This window comes from Fictibacillus iocasae, assembly GCF_042665465.1.
GTDB lineage: Bacteria > Bacillota > Bacilli > Bacillales > Fictibacillaceae > Fictibacillus > Fictibacillus iocasae.
This window is the reverse complement of record NZ_JBHTCP010000052.1, coordinates 99,989-114,738: the sequence shown is the minus strand read 5'-3', so window position 1 is coordinate 114,738 and position 14,750 is coordinate 99,989. Positions and strand designations below refer to the sequence as shown.

14 protein-coding genes are annotated in these 14,750 nt (G+C 42.0%); 2 read left to right on the top strand and 12 right to left on the bottom strand.

Features of this window, described 5'->3' with window-relative positions; genetic code table 11:
• Window positions 1-5: 5 nt before the first annotated feature.
• The 11 genes from ACFQPF_RS17910 to ACFQPF_RS17860 form a co-directional block, all read right to left on the bottom strand.
• Window positions 6-1,883 (bottom strand): DUF6792 domain-containing protein, encoded by a 1,878-nt coding sequence (locus ACFQPF_RS17910; RefSeq protein WP_379751540.1) that lies wholly within the window; start codon window positions 1,881-1,883, stop codon window positions 6-8.
• A gap of 17 nt (window positions 1,884-1,900) precedes the next feature.
• Window positions 1,901-2,557, bottom strand: coding sequence for a hypothetical protein (locus ACFQPF_RS17905; protein WP_379751538.1), 657 nt, complete (start codon window positions 2,555-2,557; stop codon window positions 1,901-1,903).
• A 523-nt stretch (window positions 2,558-3,080) separates the two neighbouring features.
• Window positions 3,081-3,638, bottom strand: coding sequence for a hypothetical protein (locus ACFQPF_RS17900; protein ID WP_379751536.1), 558 nt, complete (start codon window positions 3,636-3,638; stop codon window positions 3,081-3,083).
• 206 nt (window positions 3,639-3,844) lie between these two features.
• Entirely contained in the window at window positions 3,845-4,447 is a 603-nt protein-coding gene (locus ACFQPF_RS17895) for a hypothetical protein (protein ID WP_379751534.1), read from the bottom strand.
• A 431-nt stretch (window positions 4,448-4,878) separates the two neighbouring features.
• A complete protein-coding gene (locus tag ACFQPF_RS17890; protein ID WP_379751532.1) occupies window positions 4,879-5,550 on the bottom strand; it encodes a hypothetical protein in 672 nt (223 codons plus the stop codon).
• A 103-nt stretch (window positions 5,551-5,653) separates the two neighbouring features.
• A complete protein-coding gene (locus ACFQPF_RS17885) occupies window positions 5,654-6,076 on the bottom strand; it encodes a DUF6526 family protein (protein WP_379751530.1) in 423 nt (140 codons plus the stop codon).
• Window positions 6,077-6,096: 20 nt separating this feature from the next.
• Complete coding sequence (locus tag ACFQPF_RS17880; protein ID WP_379751528.1) at window positions 6,097-7,191, bottom strand: ABC transporter permease; 1,095 nt, start codon at window positions 7,189-7,191, stop codon at window positions 6,097-6,099.
• The gene (locus tag ACFQPF_RS17875; RefSeq protein WP_379751526.1) at window positions 7,188-8,114 is read right to left on the bottom strand and encodes an ABC transporter ATP-binding protein; all 927 of its coding nucleotides are present in this window, start codon (window positions 8,112-8,114) and stop codon (window positions 7,188-7,190) included. Before ACFQPF_RS17875 ends, ACFQPF_RS17880 begins: the two co-directional genes overlap by 4 nt.
• A complete protein-coding gene (locus ACFQPF_RS17870) occupies window positions 8,104-8,412 on the bottom strand; it encodes an ArsR/SmtB family transcription factor (protein WP_379751524.1) in 309 nt (102 codons plus the stop codon). The genes ACFQPF_RS17875 and ACFQPF_RS17870 overlap by 11 nt, the downstream gene beginning before the upstream one ends.
• A gap of 494 nt (window positions 8,413-8,906) precedes the next feature.
• Window positions 8,907-9,710: an alpha/beta fold hydrolase gene (locus ACFQPF_RS17865; RefSeq protein WP_379751522.1), complete on the bottom strand. Its 804-nt coding sequence runs from the start codon at window positions 9,708-9,710 to the stop codon at window positions 8,907-8,909.
• A 50-nt stretch (window positions 9,711-9,760) separates the two neighbouring features.
• Complete coding sequence (locus ACFQPF_RS17860; RefSeq protein ID WP_379751520.1) at window positions 9,761-10,867, bottom strand: GGDEF domain-containing protein; 1,107 nt, start codon at window positions 10,865-10,867, stop codon at window positions 9,761-9,763.
• A gap of 205 nt (window positions 10,868-11,072) precedes the next feature.
• On the opposite strand from ACFQPF_RS17860, the gene ACFQPF_RS17855 reads away from it, so the two are divergent.
• Entirely contained in the window at window positions 11,073-12,740 is a 1,668-nt protein-coding gene (locus ACFQPF_RS17855) for a glutamine--tRNA ligase/YqeY domain fusion protein (protein ID WP_379751518.1), read from the top strand.
• Window positions 12,741-12,788: 48 nt separating this feature from the next.
• On the opposite strand, the gene ACFQPF_RS17850 is transcribed toward ACFQPF_RS17855, so the two are convergent.
• Entirely contained in the window at window positions 12,789-13,631 is an 843-nt protein-coding gene (locus tag ACFQPF_RS17850) for a VOC family protein (protein WP_379751516.1), read from the bottom strand.
• A gap of 160 nt (window positions 13,632-13,791) precedes the next feature.
• Between ACFQPF_RS17850 and ACFQPF_RS17845 the strand changes: the two genes are divergently transcribed.
• Complete coding sequence (locus tag ACFQPF_RS17845) at window positions 13,792-14,706, top strand: DUF2268 domain-containing putative Zn-dependent protease (protein ID WP_379751514.1); 915 nt, start codon at window positions 13,792-13,794, stop codon at window positions 14,704-14,706.
• Window positions 14,707-14,750: the final 44 nt, after the last annotated feature.

Below are 14,750 nucleotides of genomic sequence, written 5' to 3'. Positions count from 1 at the left end.
TCACCTTACCTCAGCTCAAATATCGCTGCTATTCGTTTATCTTCCTGAAAAAGGTCTGTTATTGATGTTTTCATACGCTGCAGAAGTGCTTTTCCTTTTTCCAACTCAACTTCATAAGAAGCAAACATCTCTTCAAACGTTTCATGAAAAGCCGAGTTTAAACCGGGAAGCTCTTCTTCTACCGAAATGCTGGTCACCGTATAGTTTTCATTTTCAAGCAAGTATTCATAAGATGAAGGGCTTGCTTCCATGTCGTGAATCTTTTGCATTAACTTGCTTTTTCTCTGATCAAAGTCATATACATATTCAAAATCATAGGCGGTACGAAGCTGGCTGGCGTTTTCCTCCATCTCCCGGTATTTATCGATTCCCGTTTGATAGATCGTAACAGCGGAAGAAAGGTTCACTTCAATTGGTTTACCGTTTCCGCCTGATTTGGTTAATATCATTTCACCCTTGACATACCGTAGGCCTTTTTCCTTTGCTAATGCGTTTGCCACTGTTCCAGCTCCATGAGCGTGAACGCTTTTATCGTATTTCGGTTTAATGTTTTTTACGGTTTCTTTTATTTCATCAAACCTGTCAAACAAAGATGTTAAGCATTTTTTTATTGTGTTAAACGCTTGTTTAATAGACGCTAGATCTTCAAGGTAATTCAACGGATTAAATGATACCTTAAAGATATTTAATTCACTCAGTTGCCCAATCGTTTCTCTTATAGTTTTAATGTCTTCTATCATGCCGTCTAAATGAGCATCTATCTCATTTAAATCCTCGCCATGAATGTTCCAGGCCACCTTCATTAAGGTAAGAACGTTCCCTTTTTCTTTATACAACTGCTTAATCACATCAGGGCTCACGGTTAAACATAAAGGAATTAATTTCTTGGCAGCTAAAAAATGCTCCAAAGAATCATCGGCATCCTTCATTTCTCCAAATGCTTCTCTTAAGTCTCCCAACTGATTTACAGTGATCCCCAGCATTTTAGCAAGTAGTCCATCGAATCCATTTTTTTCATAAGCAGGCGCATACTTGGCTAAAAAAACCTGCAGCTTTTGCAAATCTTCATCTGATACGTCATCAATCATCGTGCGGATGCCATCAAACTCAGGGTCGGTATCCACAAACTCCCTCTCTCCCAAATCGATGAATCCACGAATAATGGACGCTGCATACAGCATGTCTTCATAAGCGGTAAGGTGGTGGATGTTCTTTCCTTTTTCTTTGTAGTATTGTTCGGTGAATTCCTTGAGCTTGGATGGTGGGATAGAGTATATTTGGTTAAAATCACTTGAGTTTAAATTAAACTTTTTCGCTAGTAAATACCAATAATCAACATCTAAGGCAGCCAATTGATAAGCTGATGGTGGTGCATCGTTAATGGCATAAACTTCTTCAAACCCTCCATTTAACAGCTGCAGCATTTGAATTAAGTTCCCGCCTAAAGAATGTCCTATCCCATACTTACTTAATTGTATGTTATCGCCGGTCTGCTGTTTAATTTTTTCTGTTACTGATTTATCAAATTTTTTTGCATCTCTATATTGACTTTCGTTATGACCAACAAAAATACCCATGCCATTGTATAGCCAATCTAATGCAATACTGCTTCCCTTCTCTTTATTTTCACTGCCTCTCGTTATCGTATAAGCAGTATTAATGTTAGTAGCTTCATCATAAAAGTGAATAACGGTTCCATCAAAACCAGAGTCTTTTCCAGAAACTGGATAATCATCTGATTTATAAACTGTAATTTTTCCGGGAGGTGCCTTTCCTGTTTCTTCAATATATATTTTACGGATTTGATCCACGGTAATATTCTTATATTCTAATTCGGCTATTCTTGTTCTTATCACATTTGTGTTTAATATATTGGAGTTCACTTAAAAGCACCTCCCTGTCACTTAGTAAATTCAATAGATTTCATAAGTTTTATTGCTTTATTTTCCTCTTTTACTTGGTCAATCTCACATTTCTGCTTCTCATTAGGGCATGATGCGACATAAACCATACTTATACCTTTTTCTTTGTTTTTTTCAGAGTGTATAAACCCAAAAGTTATATACGCATTATCTTTTTCTGAGGCCTTTAAAATTCTTGTTGCATATTTAATCAATGTGTCTTTACCCCTAGTTTCCTTATAGGTTCCCTTATATTTTTGTTCATCAGAAAGTACCGATAAATTCAATTCCAGATCAGTCATAGAAGGTTTATTTTCGTAAAACAACCTGACGAAATATGTGAAATTATCTTCAGTGTTTTCCCCAAAGTTTATTCTTTCAAATGATTCTTTTACTCTTTCATAAAACATTTCATCGAGATTTGCGTTAACTGGAAATAACATAGAATATCCACCTGTTTTAGACTCGTATGTATAAAAGCCTTCTTCCGTTTCTTTGGTGGATTTCATAAAATATCTTGTGTATTCATCTTGAAATGCTTTCGTAACAGGCATTTTAGATTTTTCATCTGTACTATTTGCTCCCTGCTCATTTGCCATACCGCATCCCCCTAGTATAAGTCCGAATACAACTGCTAAAGTCATTATGATCTTCATTGGACTTGACCTCTTCTCTTGCTTTCTAAATTTGTAGAGCCATTAAATGTTATTTTAATATTAAAGGGTGATGTATTGCCCCTTCAATTACTACCACAAATTCCCACGATTCTTCAATATCAAACACGAAATTACATTTTTTTAATTCCTATATACCATTTCTTTTTTACTACTAATATTCCAAGAACGTAAAAACAAAGTACATTTTTTACTACACTTTATTATTATTTTAGAAACTAAACTTTTTTCGTATGAAGCAGATCCATTACAATAATTTAATTTAGATAATCTTCGAGACAGACCAGTTTTTCTGCATAATAAAACAAAGCAACGTCACGGTCACAACAAAACCAGAGTCTTATTAACCGTAATCTTCTCGGGAGGTGCCTTTCCTGTTTCTTCTATATATATTTTTCGGATTTGATCTGCGGTAATATTCTTGTATTCTAATTCAGCAATTCTTGTTCTTATTACATTGGTATTCAATATGTTAGAGCTCACTTAAAGGACACCTCCCTGTCAATTAATTAAATTTAATAGATTTCATGAGTCTTATAGCCTTTTCTTCTTCTAATTGATTTATCTCACATTTTTGCTTTTCATTTGGACATGTTGCGGTATAAACCATTTTTATACCTTGTTCATTGTTTTTTCCTGATTGTATAAATCCAAAAGTAAAGTAAGCCACATCTCCATTTGAAGTTTTAAAAATTTCTGATGCATATTTAATCAATGTTTTCCTACCGTTCGTTTCTTTATAGCGCCCCTTATAGTCTTGTTCATCAGAAAGTATCGATAATTGCACCTCCAAGTCATTCATAGAGGGCTTATTTTGGTAAGTTAACCTAACATAGTATGAAAAATTTTCTGCGGTATTCTCACCGAAGTTTATACGTTCAAAATAATCTTTTTCTTTAACATAAAGCATATCATCGAGTTTTGCGTTAACTGGAAATAACATAGAATATCCACCTGTTTTAGACTCGTATGTATAAAAGCCTTCCTCCGTTTCTTTGGTGGATTTCATAAAATCTCTTGTGTATTCGTCTTGAAATGCTTTTGTTCCATGCTCATATGACATGCCGCATCCCCCTAATATAAGTACGAATACAACTGCTAAAGTCATTATGATCTTCATTGGACTTTGCCTCTTTCTTACTACTATTATAGGTTGCTAGGTATTGTGTGTTTGCTTAGGTCTATTTTTCAAATCAATATTTAGACATATGACTTTCGACTATTTTAAAATGCTCTTAACGTTTTTCCAATATTGGTCGAACATGAACCTTAATTTTTAAATTCAATAGACTTCATAAGCCTTATTGCTTTATTCTCTTCTTTTACCTTGTCTATCTCACATTTTTGCTTTTCATTAGTGCATGTTGCGGTATAAACCATACTTATACCTTTTTCTTTGTTTTTCTCAGAGTGTATAAACCCAAAAGTGAAATATGCATTATCTCCTTTTGAGATTTCGTGAATTTCTGATGCATATTTAATCAACGTTTCGTTACCGTTCGTTTCCTTGTAATTTCCCGTATAGCCTTGCATATCAGAAAGTACTGATAAATTTACTTCTAAGTCAGTCATAGAAGGTTTATTTTCGTAAAATAAAGTAACATCATATGTAAAGTTACCTGCAGTGTTTTCCCCAAAATCTATACTCTCAAATGATTCTTTTACTCTTTCATAAAACATTTCATCGAGTTCTGCGTTTACTGGAAATAACATAGAATATCCACCTGTTTTAGACTCGTATGTATAAAAGCCTTCCTCCGTTTCTTTGGTGGATTTTATAAAATCTCTTGTGTATTCATCTTGAAATGCTTTTGTTTCAGGCAATTTTGATTCTTTTTCCCCTGCACCATTTGTTTCCTGTTCTTTCGCCATACCGCATCCCCCTAATATAAGTAACAATACAACTGCTAAAGTTATTATGATCTTCATTGGACTTGACCTCTTTTCTTGCTTTCTATATTTTTAGAGCTATAATTTATTATTAAAGAGTGATTGTATTCCCTCTTCAATTACTATCACAAATTCCCACTACCCTTCAATAACAAACACGAAATCACAAATTTCCGATTCCTATTTACCGAGTCTTTCCTACTATTAATAAAACTCTCTACATCAAACTAAGCATATTTTTTACTATGCATTTAGTATTGCAGAAGTGAAATATTTCCTTGGAGAATATAATTTGACGTTCCTATTCTCTATTCCAAGCAAAATAATGAATTTCTTGAACCGGTTTTCTTCCCTAAATAAAAATAAAGAACACAACCACTGCGGACTGTGTTCTTTACACCATTATTTAACCATCAGTTATTTCTTAGTTCATTGATTTCACTGTCGTCAATAAACTCGTTTCGATTTACCTTGCTTCTCACGGTTCGATACTCATTAAGAAGTAATACAGCGATTGGACCTACAAAATAAAAGATTACAGTTGCAGCCAACAAACTTACATAAGGCTTGTATCCAGGCAATTGCACAGCTAAATCATCCCTTAAGATTAATGGCATGATAAAAACGATCAGACCCGTCACTAGGGAAGAATAAACAAAAAACATATGTGAATTTATATGATATAAGACGATAAAAACCGCTGGTGCCAAGGTTAGAGCTGAGCCGCCTATGAACGTAAAGAAGCTGTCAAAAGAACCGTATATGGTGCAAAAAAGCAAAAAATTGGGGAATATGGTTTGCAAGAAAAGCAAGAGTACAAATATAACCGGACTATAAAATAGCATTAATCTCGATCGCGTTATATACATAATGGCAAAATAAGCCATTGTAAGCCATACGATAATTTCACTGCCATTCAATAAGTCAGTAAAAATCTGTGCCAAATGGATATCTATGTCTTTTGCGTATTCTACTAGTTTATTTTTTGAAGAGTAATAGAACAGCCATCCAATTAAGAAAAGCGGGAATGGCAAATATACAGTCATTTTAAATAATACTGAGTCTCGTTCATTTAACAAGCCCATTGAATAAGCCCCTTTCACCTTGCATTCTGTAAACTATTATACAATATATGTAAACTTGCGCATTAAAAAAGCCAGGAATCTTTTTCATTCCCGGCAGTTCACTCTATATTCTATAATAATCGCCTCTCCAGTTAACGACTGCCTGCTTGATCTCTTTCGGCTTCAACCCCTCAGCTGCTGCTTTTTCAGCGAGTGATGGAAACTCTTCGTCAGGCGCGAAACGCAGCGCGACGATTTGGCCCGGTGTAAGCCTATCATCTAGCAATTTCCCCGTCAGTACAAAGTGCCTGAGGTTCTCTTCTGCCCGAATGGCCCGGTCCTGTGCTTTTAACGGATACAAGCGCAATAGCGTAAACGTGACGAGCAGTGCTGAAGCCAGCAGAAGCAGCGTTACCGCCCCAAGTGTATGATCCGACTGGAACACGTTAGTGACAGCGGTGATGAAGCCTCCCAGCACGAGCAGTGACAATACAAAATGATAGATCGGATGCATCCTTGCATGGTTTTTGTAATTCTGTTCGTTCATTTCTCTTCCCCCAGTCGTTTTTATTCCCATTTAAACGTGTAGCTTGCCACAATAAACGCGCCGATCAGCCAGCCGCCTAGTATGAGTGCTTCCATACCGAGACTCGCAAACGTGGCACCGACATTCATCGTTTCTCGCAGTGCATGGCTCAAATGAGCGATCGGCAGAACATGGACGATTGGCTGCAGAAATTCTGGCATGTTCTTGATCGGGAAGAACACACCTCCTAAGAACAGCATCGGAAATGACAGGAATCCTGCAATCGGTCCTGCACTCTCTGGCGTTTTTGCAATACCGGCAATAATGAAGCCGACTGCCATGAAGGCGAGCGTACCGAGCGCCACAAATGTAATAAGTGTAAACCAGGAACCTCGTACTTCAATTCCGAACACTGCCCACGCCACACCGAGTACAACTAGTGCCTGCAAGCCGTTTAATAAAAAGCGTGCTGTGATTTGGGCCGCGATAAAGGTGGAGGCTTTCAGCGTGGTTCCCTGCATGCGGCGCAAGATGCCGCGCTCGCGCCATGAAGCGATCTGGCCAGCCACACCGTTCATGTTGTTGCTCATGATCATCATCGCCACAATTCCCGGTACGAGGAAGTCGATGTAACGGAGGTTGAGTGCTTCGACCCCTTTTGAATCGGTCACCACAACAGGCTTGTAGCCCGTCTTCTCTTTTGAAATAGCATCCACTGCACTGTTGACGAGCTGAAGTCCAACCTGTGAGACAGCAAAGTTTGTTTCGTTATAATAGACCGGCATCTGAAACGGCTGAGCTCCCGGCTCTGCCGAAACCGTTGTACCGTACCCCTTTGGGATGATCACGACAAGCTGAAGGTCTCCTTTTTTCAGCTGCTTCAAGGCGGTTTTCTCTTTGCTCTTTTCAATTGAGATGGCTTCGTTTTTCTTCAATTCTGCTATGAAGCTTTGTGATTGATCAGACTGATCCTGGTCGACAAGCCCTATTGTTATAGAGATGCCATTTCCATTCCCTAAGAACGAACCGAGCATAATCATTAAGAAGATCGGAAACGCCAGCGTCCAGAAAAGCACCTGCCGATTCCGAAGAAATATACGGATTTGTGATAAGGTCAGCTGCCAGTATGCTCTCATTCTTCTCGCAGCCTCCTTCCTGTCATATGTATGAACACGTCTTCTAATGTCGCCGTTCGAGTCTGCAAATCTCCCAGTTTCAACTGTTTTTCTGAAGCGGTCTGTATGAGGCTCGTCAGTGTGGTTTGCAGATCATCTGTGTATAAAATGTGGACATCCTTCTGGCTGCCAACCTGTTTTACCCCTGAAATCTCAGACAGCTCTACATCACTATTTTCATCTTCAAACCGAAACTCTACGGCACTGTCAGACTGCAGGTTCTTCACGAGCTCACCAGGCGTATCGAGTGCGATCAGCTCTCCTTGATCCATGATCGCGATCCGGTCACAGAGCACGTGTGCTTCATCCATATAATGCGTCGTCAGGACGATCGTTTTACCGCGTTCCTTCAGCTTCAGGATAATATCCCACAACGTGCGGCGCGCCTGCGGATCCAGGCCGGTCGTCGGTTCGTCGAGAAAAATGACGGACGGATCGTGTACTAAAGCAAGCGCAATTGCGAGACGCTGCTTCTGTCCGCCTGAGAGACCTTTTATTCGGCTATTCTTTTTTTCTGAGAGCAGCATGTCATCAATCAGCTGCGGTATCGATATATTTTTTTTATAAAAACTGGCATACAGATGAAGAATCTCTTCTACTTTCAAGAGCTCAAACAATGTGGTCGACTGTAGCTGAACACCGATGACCTCTTTCACTTTATCCATATCACGAGTGATATCATAGCCGCCAATTAGAGCCGTCCCGCCATCCGGCTTACGAAGGCCGACAAGCATTTCGAGCGTCGTCGTCTTGCCAGCTCCATTTGGTCCGAGAAGGCCGAAAATCTCTCCTTCATAGACCTGAAACTCGCTTCCCTTTACGGCCGTGAAATCTCCGTATCGCTTTACGAGCCCTTGCACTTGTATGATTTCATTAAGCGCCATTCTTTGGCCCTCCTTTTTTACGGCAGCAAAACAGCACTGCCCACACTTGTTTCAGGCTGTCCATCCATTCACATGCCCCGTCAATTGCATCCGGTTTTATAGAATAATAACGGTAACGCCCTTCTTTCCGCTGCGATACCAATCCGGCTTTCTCTAGCACCTTAAGATGCTTTGAAATAGCCGGAAGCGACATGTCAAAAGGCTGTGCCAGCTCCTGGACACTCCTTTCCCCCTCTGACAGCTGCTCTATAATTCCTCGTCTCGTCGGATCCGACAGGACTGAAAATACATCATTCAAATGCTCATTTTGATAGTTTACCATTTGGTTAAATATAATGTGCTAGTAGCTTGTCTGTCAAACGTGAACACTAGTCGGGGTCCGGTACGAAAAAAAGATCACATTAACAGGATTCAAATTGCGCGCTAATAATTAGGCTATTTGGAGAGATACCCGCCAATTTCAACTGGATGCGAGCGGGTTTCTAATGCATTCGCGCCAAGTGAACTTGCTGACAGATTTAAATCAAGTTATAGGCCCTCTCCCTACCCCTATCGCGCCAACTTTTTGATTTCCTCGCCACATTCTAATATTGAGCGCGGCTGCAGAGTGTTGTGCGCCGGTTGACTCTTATTTCGCGCCGTTAAGCTGATGCGCGCGGATTTAATCAGGTTGCAGGCGGGTTATAGTGTTGCCTCTGGACTTGCGCGCCACTTTTAACAGCTTGTGCACCGGACTATGCCCCTCCCAAAAAGAAAAAACTGCTCCGTTGAATTCGGAACAGTTCACAATACTTATAAGGATTGTATAAATCGATCCACTCTCTCATTAAAAAGATCGGTTTCTTCTAAAAACGGGCAGTGGCAGCTGTTTTCAAAGATTTCCAGTCTGGCGTTCGGCAATAAATCACGGATGTGCTCACCCGCGGCAACCGGAATGAGTTTCTCCTCGCGGCCAAAGCAGAGCAAGCTTGGATTGTTTATATCAGGAAAATCTTCTCTGTAATCAACAACAGACTGATCGAACAAGATAGCGCTTGCGATCGATTCCGGCATGCGGGTGACTTCCTCCATGATCCACGACTTATCCTCATCAGAAAGCTCCTTTTTAAACATGAGAGGGACGAACCCTTCCAGCGTGGCTCTGCGATCGTGCTGCACACCGCGCATGAAATGGATGAGTGTCGGAAAATCGAATGCGCCGATCGGGAAGTCCGGCCATTTAAAATCAGAAGCCATCTCGTCGACAATCACATTTCCCTTCACGTTATCATCACCAAATTGCTTCAAATACTCCCATACAACGAAAGCACCCATTGACCAGCCGACTAACACAACATCCTTTAAATCACGTCCTAAAATAAATTCATGAAGGTCGCGTGCGTACGTTTCGATCGTATGTCCGTGATGAGGGTGACCGGACTGGCCATGGCCTCTAAAGTCCAACAAAATCGTACGATATTTATCTTTGAAATAAGGCACCTGTTTCTGAAAAAATCGGCTGCTCATCCATACACCGTGCAAGAAAATGACAGGTGTACCGGACCCCGTCTCCTCAAAGTGCAGCTGGGTGTTGTCGCTTAACGTATAATACGGCATCGCTATCCCCCCTATTCAACTTCTATTGCTATACATATGCAGCTGCCGGTTTAGGCATTCAGCCGCGAGGTTTCAAGATGCCGCTCGCCGCTGATGACTTTATTTCGCCCGCTTTTTTTCGCAGCGTAGAGCGCATCGTCAGCTTGCTTGACAAGCTCGTCCACCGTACCGACCGTCTCTGGGTAGCTCGCTACACCGATAGATACAGTGATATAAAGAGGACCGCCAGCTGGCAAGCGGAACGGAAATCGTTCTACAGCCTGTCTGATTCGCTCTCCGACTTCGACCGCTCTTTCATTTTGGCAGTCTGGCATAAGCACAGAGAACTCCTCACCGCCGTTTCGTGAAACGATATCGAACGACCTGGCGTTCTGCCGTAGAACAGATGCCAGCTGTTTGAGCACTTCATCACCCGCATCATGGCCGTGCGTGTCATTTACTCTTTTAAAGAAATCAATATCTATAAACAAGATGGATAAGAACTCGCCCCTTACCCCTTGTTCTTTCTTATAATTGTTTAATACTTCATCAAACGTTCTCACATTGTTCAAGCCTGTCAAATAATCAACACGTGCTTCCTGCCTCATCTTCCACATCATCTCATTTGTTTTGTAAAGATAAATATTAAGGAAGACAGCCAGGAATCCTAACGGAATCGATACTACGGATAAGTATGCCGCATTCAAGCCGGCAAAGGCTGGATCAATTAAAAAAGCTAACGTCACATAGATCGAGGCTAACGATACGATGTTCATAAGTAAGCCTTTCGCATAAATCCGGATTCTTAGCTTAGAAAGAGCACCTGACATACAGCCGATCAGCATCATCAATAATCCAGCGGAAATGGAGGCTTCACTTAGCCCGTACAGCAGCATTCTAGCTGTTCCGATAATCACTCCGCTTAAGACAGCCGCCACAGGACCGCCGAACAGCGCCGCGATGATGATGAACACATGTCTTAAATCGATGATAACGCCTGATGAAACGTTTACTGAAAAGTACATAAGCACAATCCCCATCAAACCTGTCGCCGTTCCAAGAATGAGCTTCTGCACAAATGGAGAGTACAAGCTTTTCATCTCTCTGCTTATGACAAACCCGATAATAAAGAGATAAGACAATATAAGAGTGGAGTGAAAAATTAAATCCTTAATCATGACCCTCACTCCTCCAATCCGTTTTCTTAATTTAAATTATAACAAATATTGAAATAATAGGTAATACTTCTTATGTCTTCTTTACTACTTCCTCTTTTAAAATCCTCTTATTTTTCATAGAATAGATGGATACACTGACAATTAGATTTATTTGTTATAATTACCCTTAGCATTCACTTTTGAAAAATAGAAAGGCTGATACAAATTGGATAACAACGCTTCTAATTTTATTCGAAGTATTATAAAGGAAGATTTGGAGAACGGAAAGCATGACAAAGTGATTACACGCTTTCCTCCTGAACCGAACGGATACCTTCATATCGGGCATGCTAAATCGATCGTCATCAACTTCGGACTTGCCGATGACTTTGGCGGCGAAACGAACCTTCGTTTTGATGACACAAACCCGCTGAAGGAAGATCAGGAGTACGTCGACGCAATTAAGGAAGATGTGGCATGGCTCGGGTATGAGTGGGAAAACCTCCGCTTTGCTTCGGACTATTTTGAAGAAATGTACGAGCGCGCTGTTCTTCTGATCAATAAAGGCAAAGCATACGTGGACGATCTATCGGCTGATGAGATCCGCGAGTACCGCGGTACGCTCACTGAGCCAGGAAAAGAAAGCCCGTACCGTAACCGCTCTATCGAGGAGAACCTTGATCTGTTCGACCGCATGCGTAAAGGTGAGTTCGAGAACGGACAAAAAGTGCTGCGCGCAAAAATTGATATGAGTTCACCGAACATTAACCTGCGTGACCCGGTCATCTACCGCGTATCGCACGCGACACACCATAACACGGGCGATACATGGTGCATCTACCCGATGTATGCGTTCGCTCATCCGCTTGAAGATGCGATTGAAGGCGTGACACACTCGCTTTGTACGACTGAGTTTGAAGATCAGCGCCCGTTGTACGACTGGGTTGTAGCAGAATGCGAGATGAAGAACACGCCGCGCCAGATCGAGTTCGGCCGACTTGGCCTGATCAACACGGTCATGAGTAAACGCAAGCTGAAGCAGCTCGTTGACGAAGGCTATGTGGATGGATGGGACGATCCGCGCATGCCGACGATTTCCGGACTGCGCCGCAAAGGCTATACTCCTGAAGCAATCGTTGCTTTTGTTAAAGAAACAGGAGTATCAAAGGGTGGCGCGAGTGCTGTTGACACGGCGATGCTTGAGCACTTTGTACGCGAAGATTTAAAGATGAAAGCACCGCGCACGATGGGTATCCTTGATCCGCTTAAAGTTGTGATCACGAACTATCCGGAAGGCCAGGTTGAGATGCTCGATGCGGAAGTGAATCCGGAAAACCCTGAAATGGGGATGAGACAAATTCCGTTCTCACGCGAAATTTATGTAGAGCGCGATGATTTCATGGAAGAACCGCCAAGCAAGTATTTCCGCCTCTTCCCTGGTAACGAAGTCCGCTTGAAGCACGCGTATTTCATTAAATGTGAAAAAGTAATCAAGGACGCTGACGGAAACGTAGTCGAGCTGCATTGCACGTATGATCCGGAAACAAAGTCTGGGACTGGCTTCACCGGCCGCAAAGTGAAGGGCACACTGCACTGGGTCGATGCGACGCAAGGCGTTCCAGCAGAGTTCCGCCTATACGAGCCCCTCATTAGAGATGCGGATATGGCGAGTGACGAGGAAAGCGAAGGCAAGACATTCCTTGATTACGTGAACCAGGATTCATTAGTCGTGAAGCGCGGCTACATCGAGCCGAACATGAAAGACGCCCAGCCTCAGGACAAGTTCCAGTTCTTCCGCCACGGCTATTTCAATGTCGATACAAAGCATACGACAGAAGAGAACATCGTATTCAACGAAATCGTTTCGTTAAAGAGCTCGTTTAAACTTAAATAATCAAACAAAAGGCTGAACCGCTATATAGGGTTCAGCCTTTTCTATTTCCTACTCACTCACAGCAAGCTCGATTACATTTCCTGCAGGATCAACGGCGCGATATCCTCCTGCTTTAAACCCATGTGATTCAAGTCGCGTGATCGCCTCACTTCTTGCTGCTTCATCTGCAAACACCATGGTATAGTGCTTCATTCCAACTGTGTTAAGCTCAGGGGCAGGCGCACCCTCGCCGTTCCATGTATTCAAACCAATATGGTGATGATAGTTTTCCGTTGAAACAAACAGCGCCTGGCTGCCATAACGGCTGACCGGCTGAAATCCGAGCGCTCCATAAAATTCCTGAGACTTCTCGATGTTAGCTACATGCAAATGAATATGACCCATCATCGTATCTTTTGATAGACCTTTGAACGACTCTCCCACCGCTTCTTCCAAAAGCCCGCGAACATCGAGCGCTTCCGTTGCCATCATAATTTGTTCACCGTTCCATGGCCATTCTGATGCATCGCGGTCACGGTAAATCTCGATGCCATGTCCGTCCGGATCCGCCAGATACAGCGCCTCGCTCACTAAATGATCCGACGCTCCCTGCAGAGGATACTGCACGTTGATCAAATGCTGAACGGTCTTTGCCAGCTCTTTGCGGCTCGGCACGAGTAGGGCAAAATGATAAAGTCCCGTTGTCCGTTTTTGCCTCGGCTTCACCCCTTCTGGCTGCTCAAGCGTGAGAATGGGCTTATTTCCATCTAAAGTAAGAACTGCTTCCCCTCCCTTCTTTTCCAGCACAGCAAACCCTAGAATGTCTTCATAAAAGGAAAGCGATTGTTCTACATTTTCAACAAGCAAATGCACATGGCTGACGTACGTGGCGGGTTTTTGATGAAATATCATGATATACCACCTTCTCAATTTTATAGTTAGTTACTTTAAGTAAGTTTATATACCTCCATATTACAGCGGCTTCCATCATTATGCAAGAAGTAAACCTTGACCCTCACGCGGCGTGACCGTTTATCGTGTAAATAGACGAATTAAAAAGGAGAGGATATTGATGAAACGAACGGAAATACTCATTCATCGATCTGATGAATCTTATCTAAAAATGCAAGGTGAACCCCTTGATCAACAGCAAAACATCTTTCGACATGAATTGATGGGCCCATTCAAAAAAATGTGGGAGACGATTAACGTCCCGATTACCGCTGCCCATCCAGGTGGATATGATGTGCTCATGGCATCCAGCATGCTCGGCCTCTGGGTTCCAGGCGAATCGTCACACGCAATAGACGAAGACCTCTTACAATTAAACAAAGCGAATGCGTTTGACACAGCACATGCCGTTCTTAACGATTGTCTTCAAACGTTCGAATCGGCAGGCCAAACCCTTCCGCTTGAAAATATTCAGTTTTCCATCCTTCTTGGTAATCGAAATAGCCAGGAGATGAAGATGGTCGGCGGCTACTCAGGATTCGCTGGTATTCCTGGGTATATTCAAATTTATATATGTCCTAATTCCTATACATTGTCGAGACTGAAACATACCATCGCACATGAATGTAACCATCAGATCCGCTTTTGCTATGAACCATTCCGCCATGGTGATGTGAGTGTCGGCGATTATATCGTTATAGAAGGATTGGCCGAATCGTTCGCAGGCCACATGTACGGTTCAGAGCTAATTGGACCTTGGGTGGCGGATGTAACCCCAGCTGATGTGGCGTTTTCTAAAAACATTATTAAAGAAGCACTACATGTAAAAGGCTTTAATGAAGTGCGTGGCTACCTGTTTGGTGACGGTATGGCAGACGCACACGGCTACGAAAAAATAGGGCTAACGAACTTTGCAGGATATGCGGTGGGCTATCATGTCGTTCAAAGTTACTTAAAAAAGACCGGAAAAACCATAATGGAAGCAACCGTTACGCCCGCAGAAGAAATCTTTATAGATTCTCGCTTCTTTATTTAACATTTTTTCCAAATATTACGTTTTCTCTTCTAGAAATAGTGGAA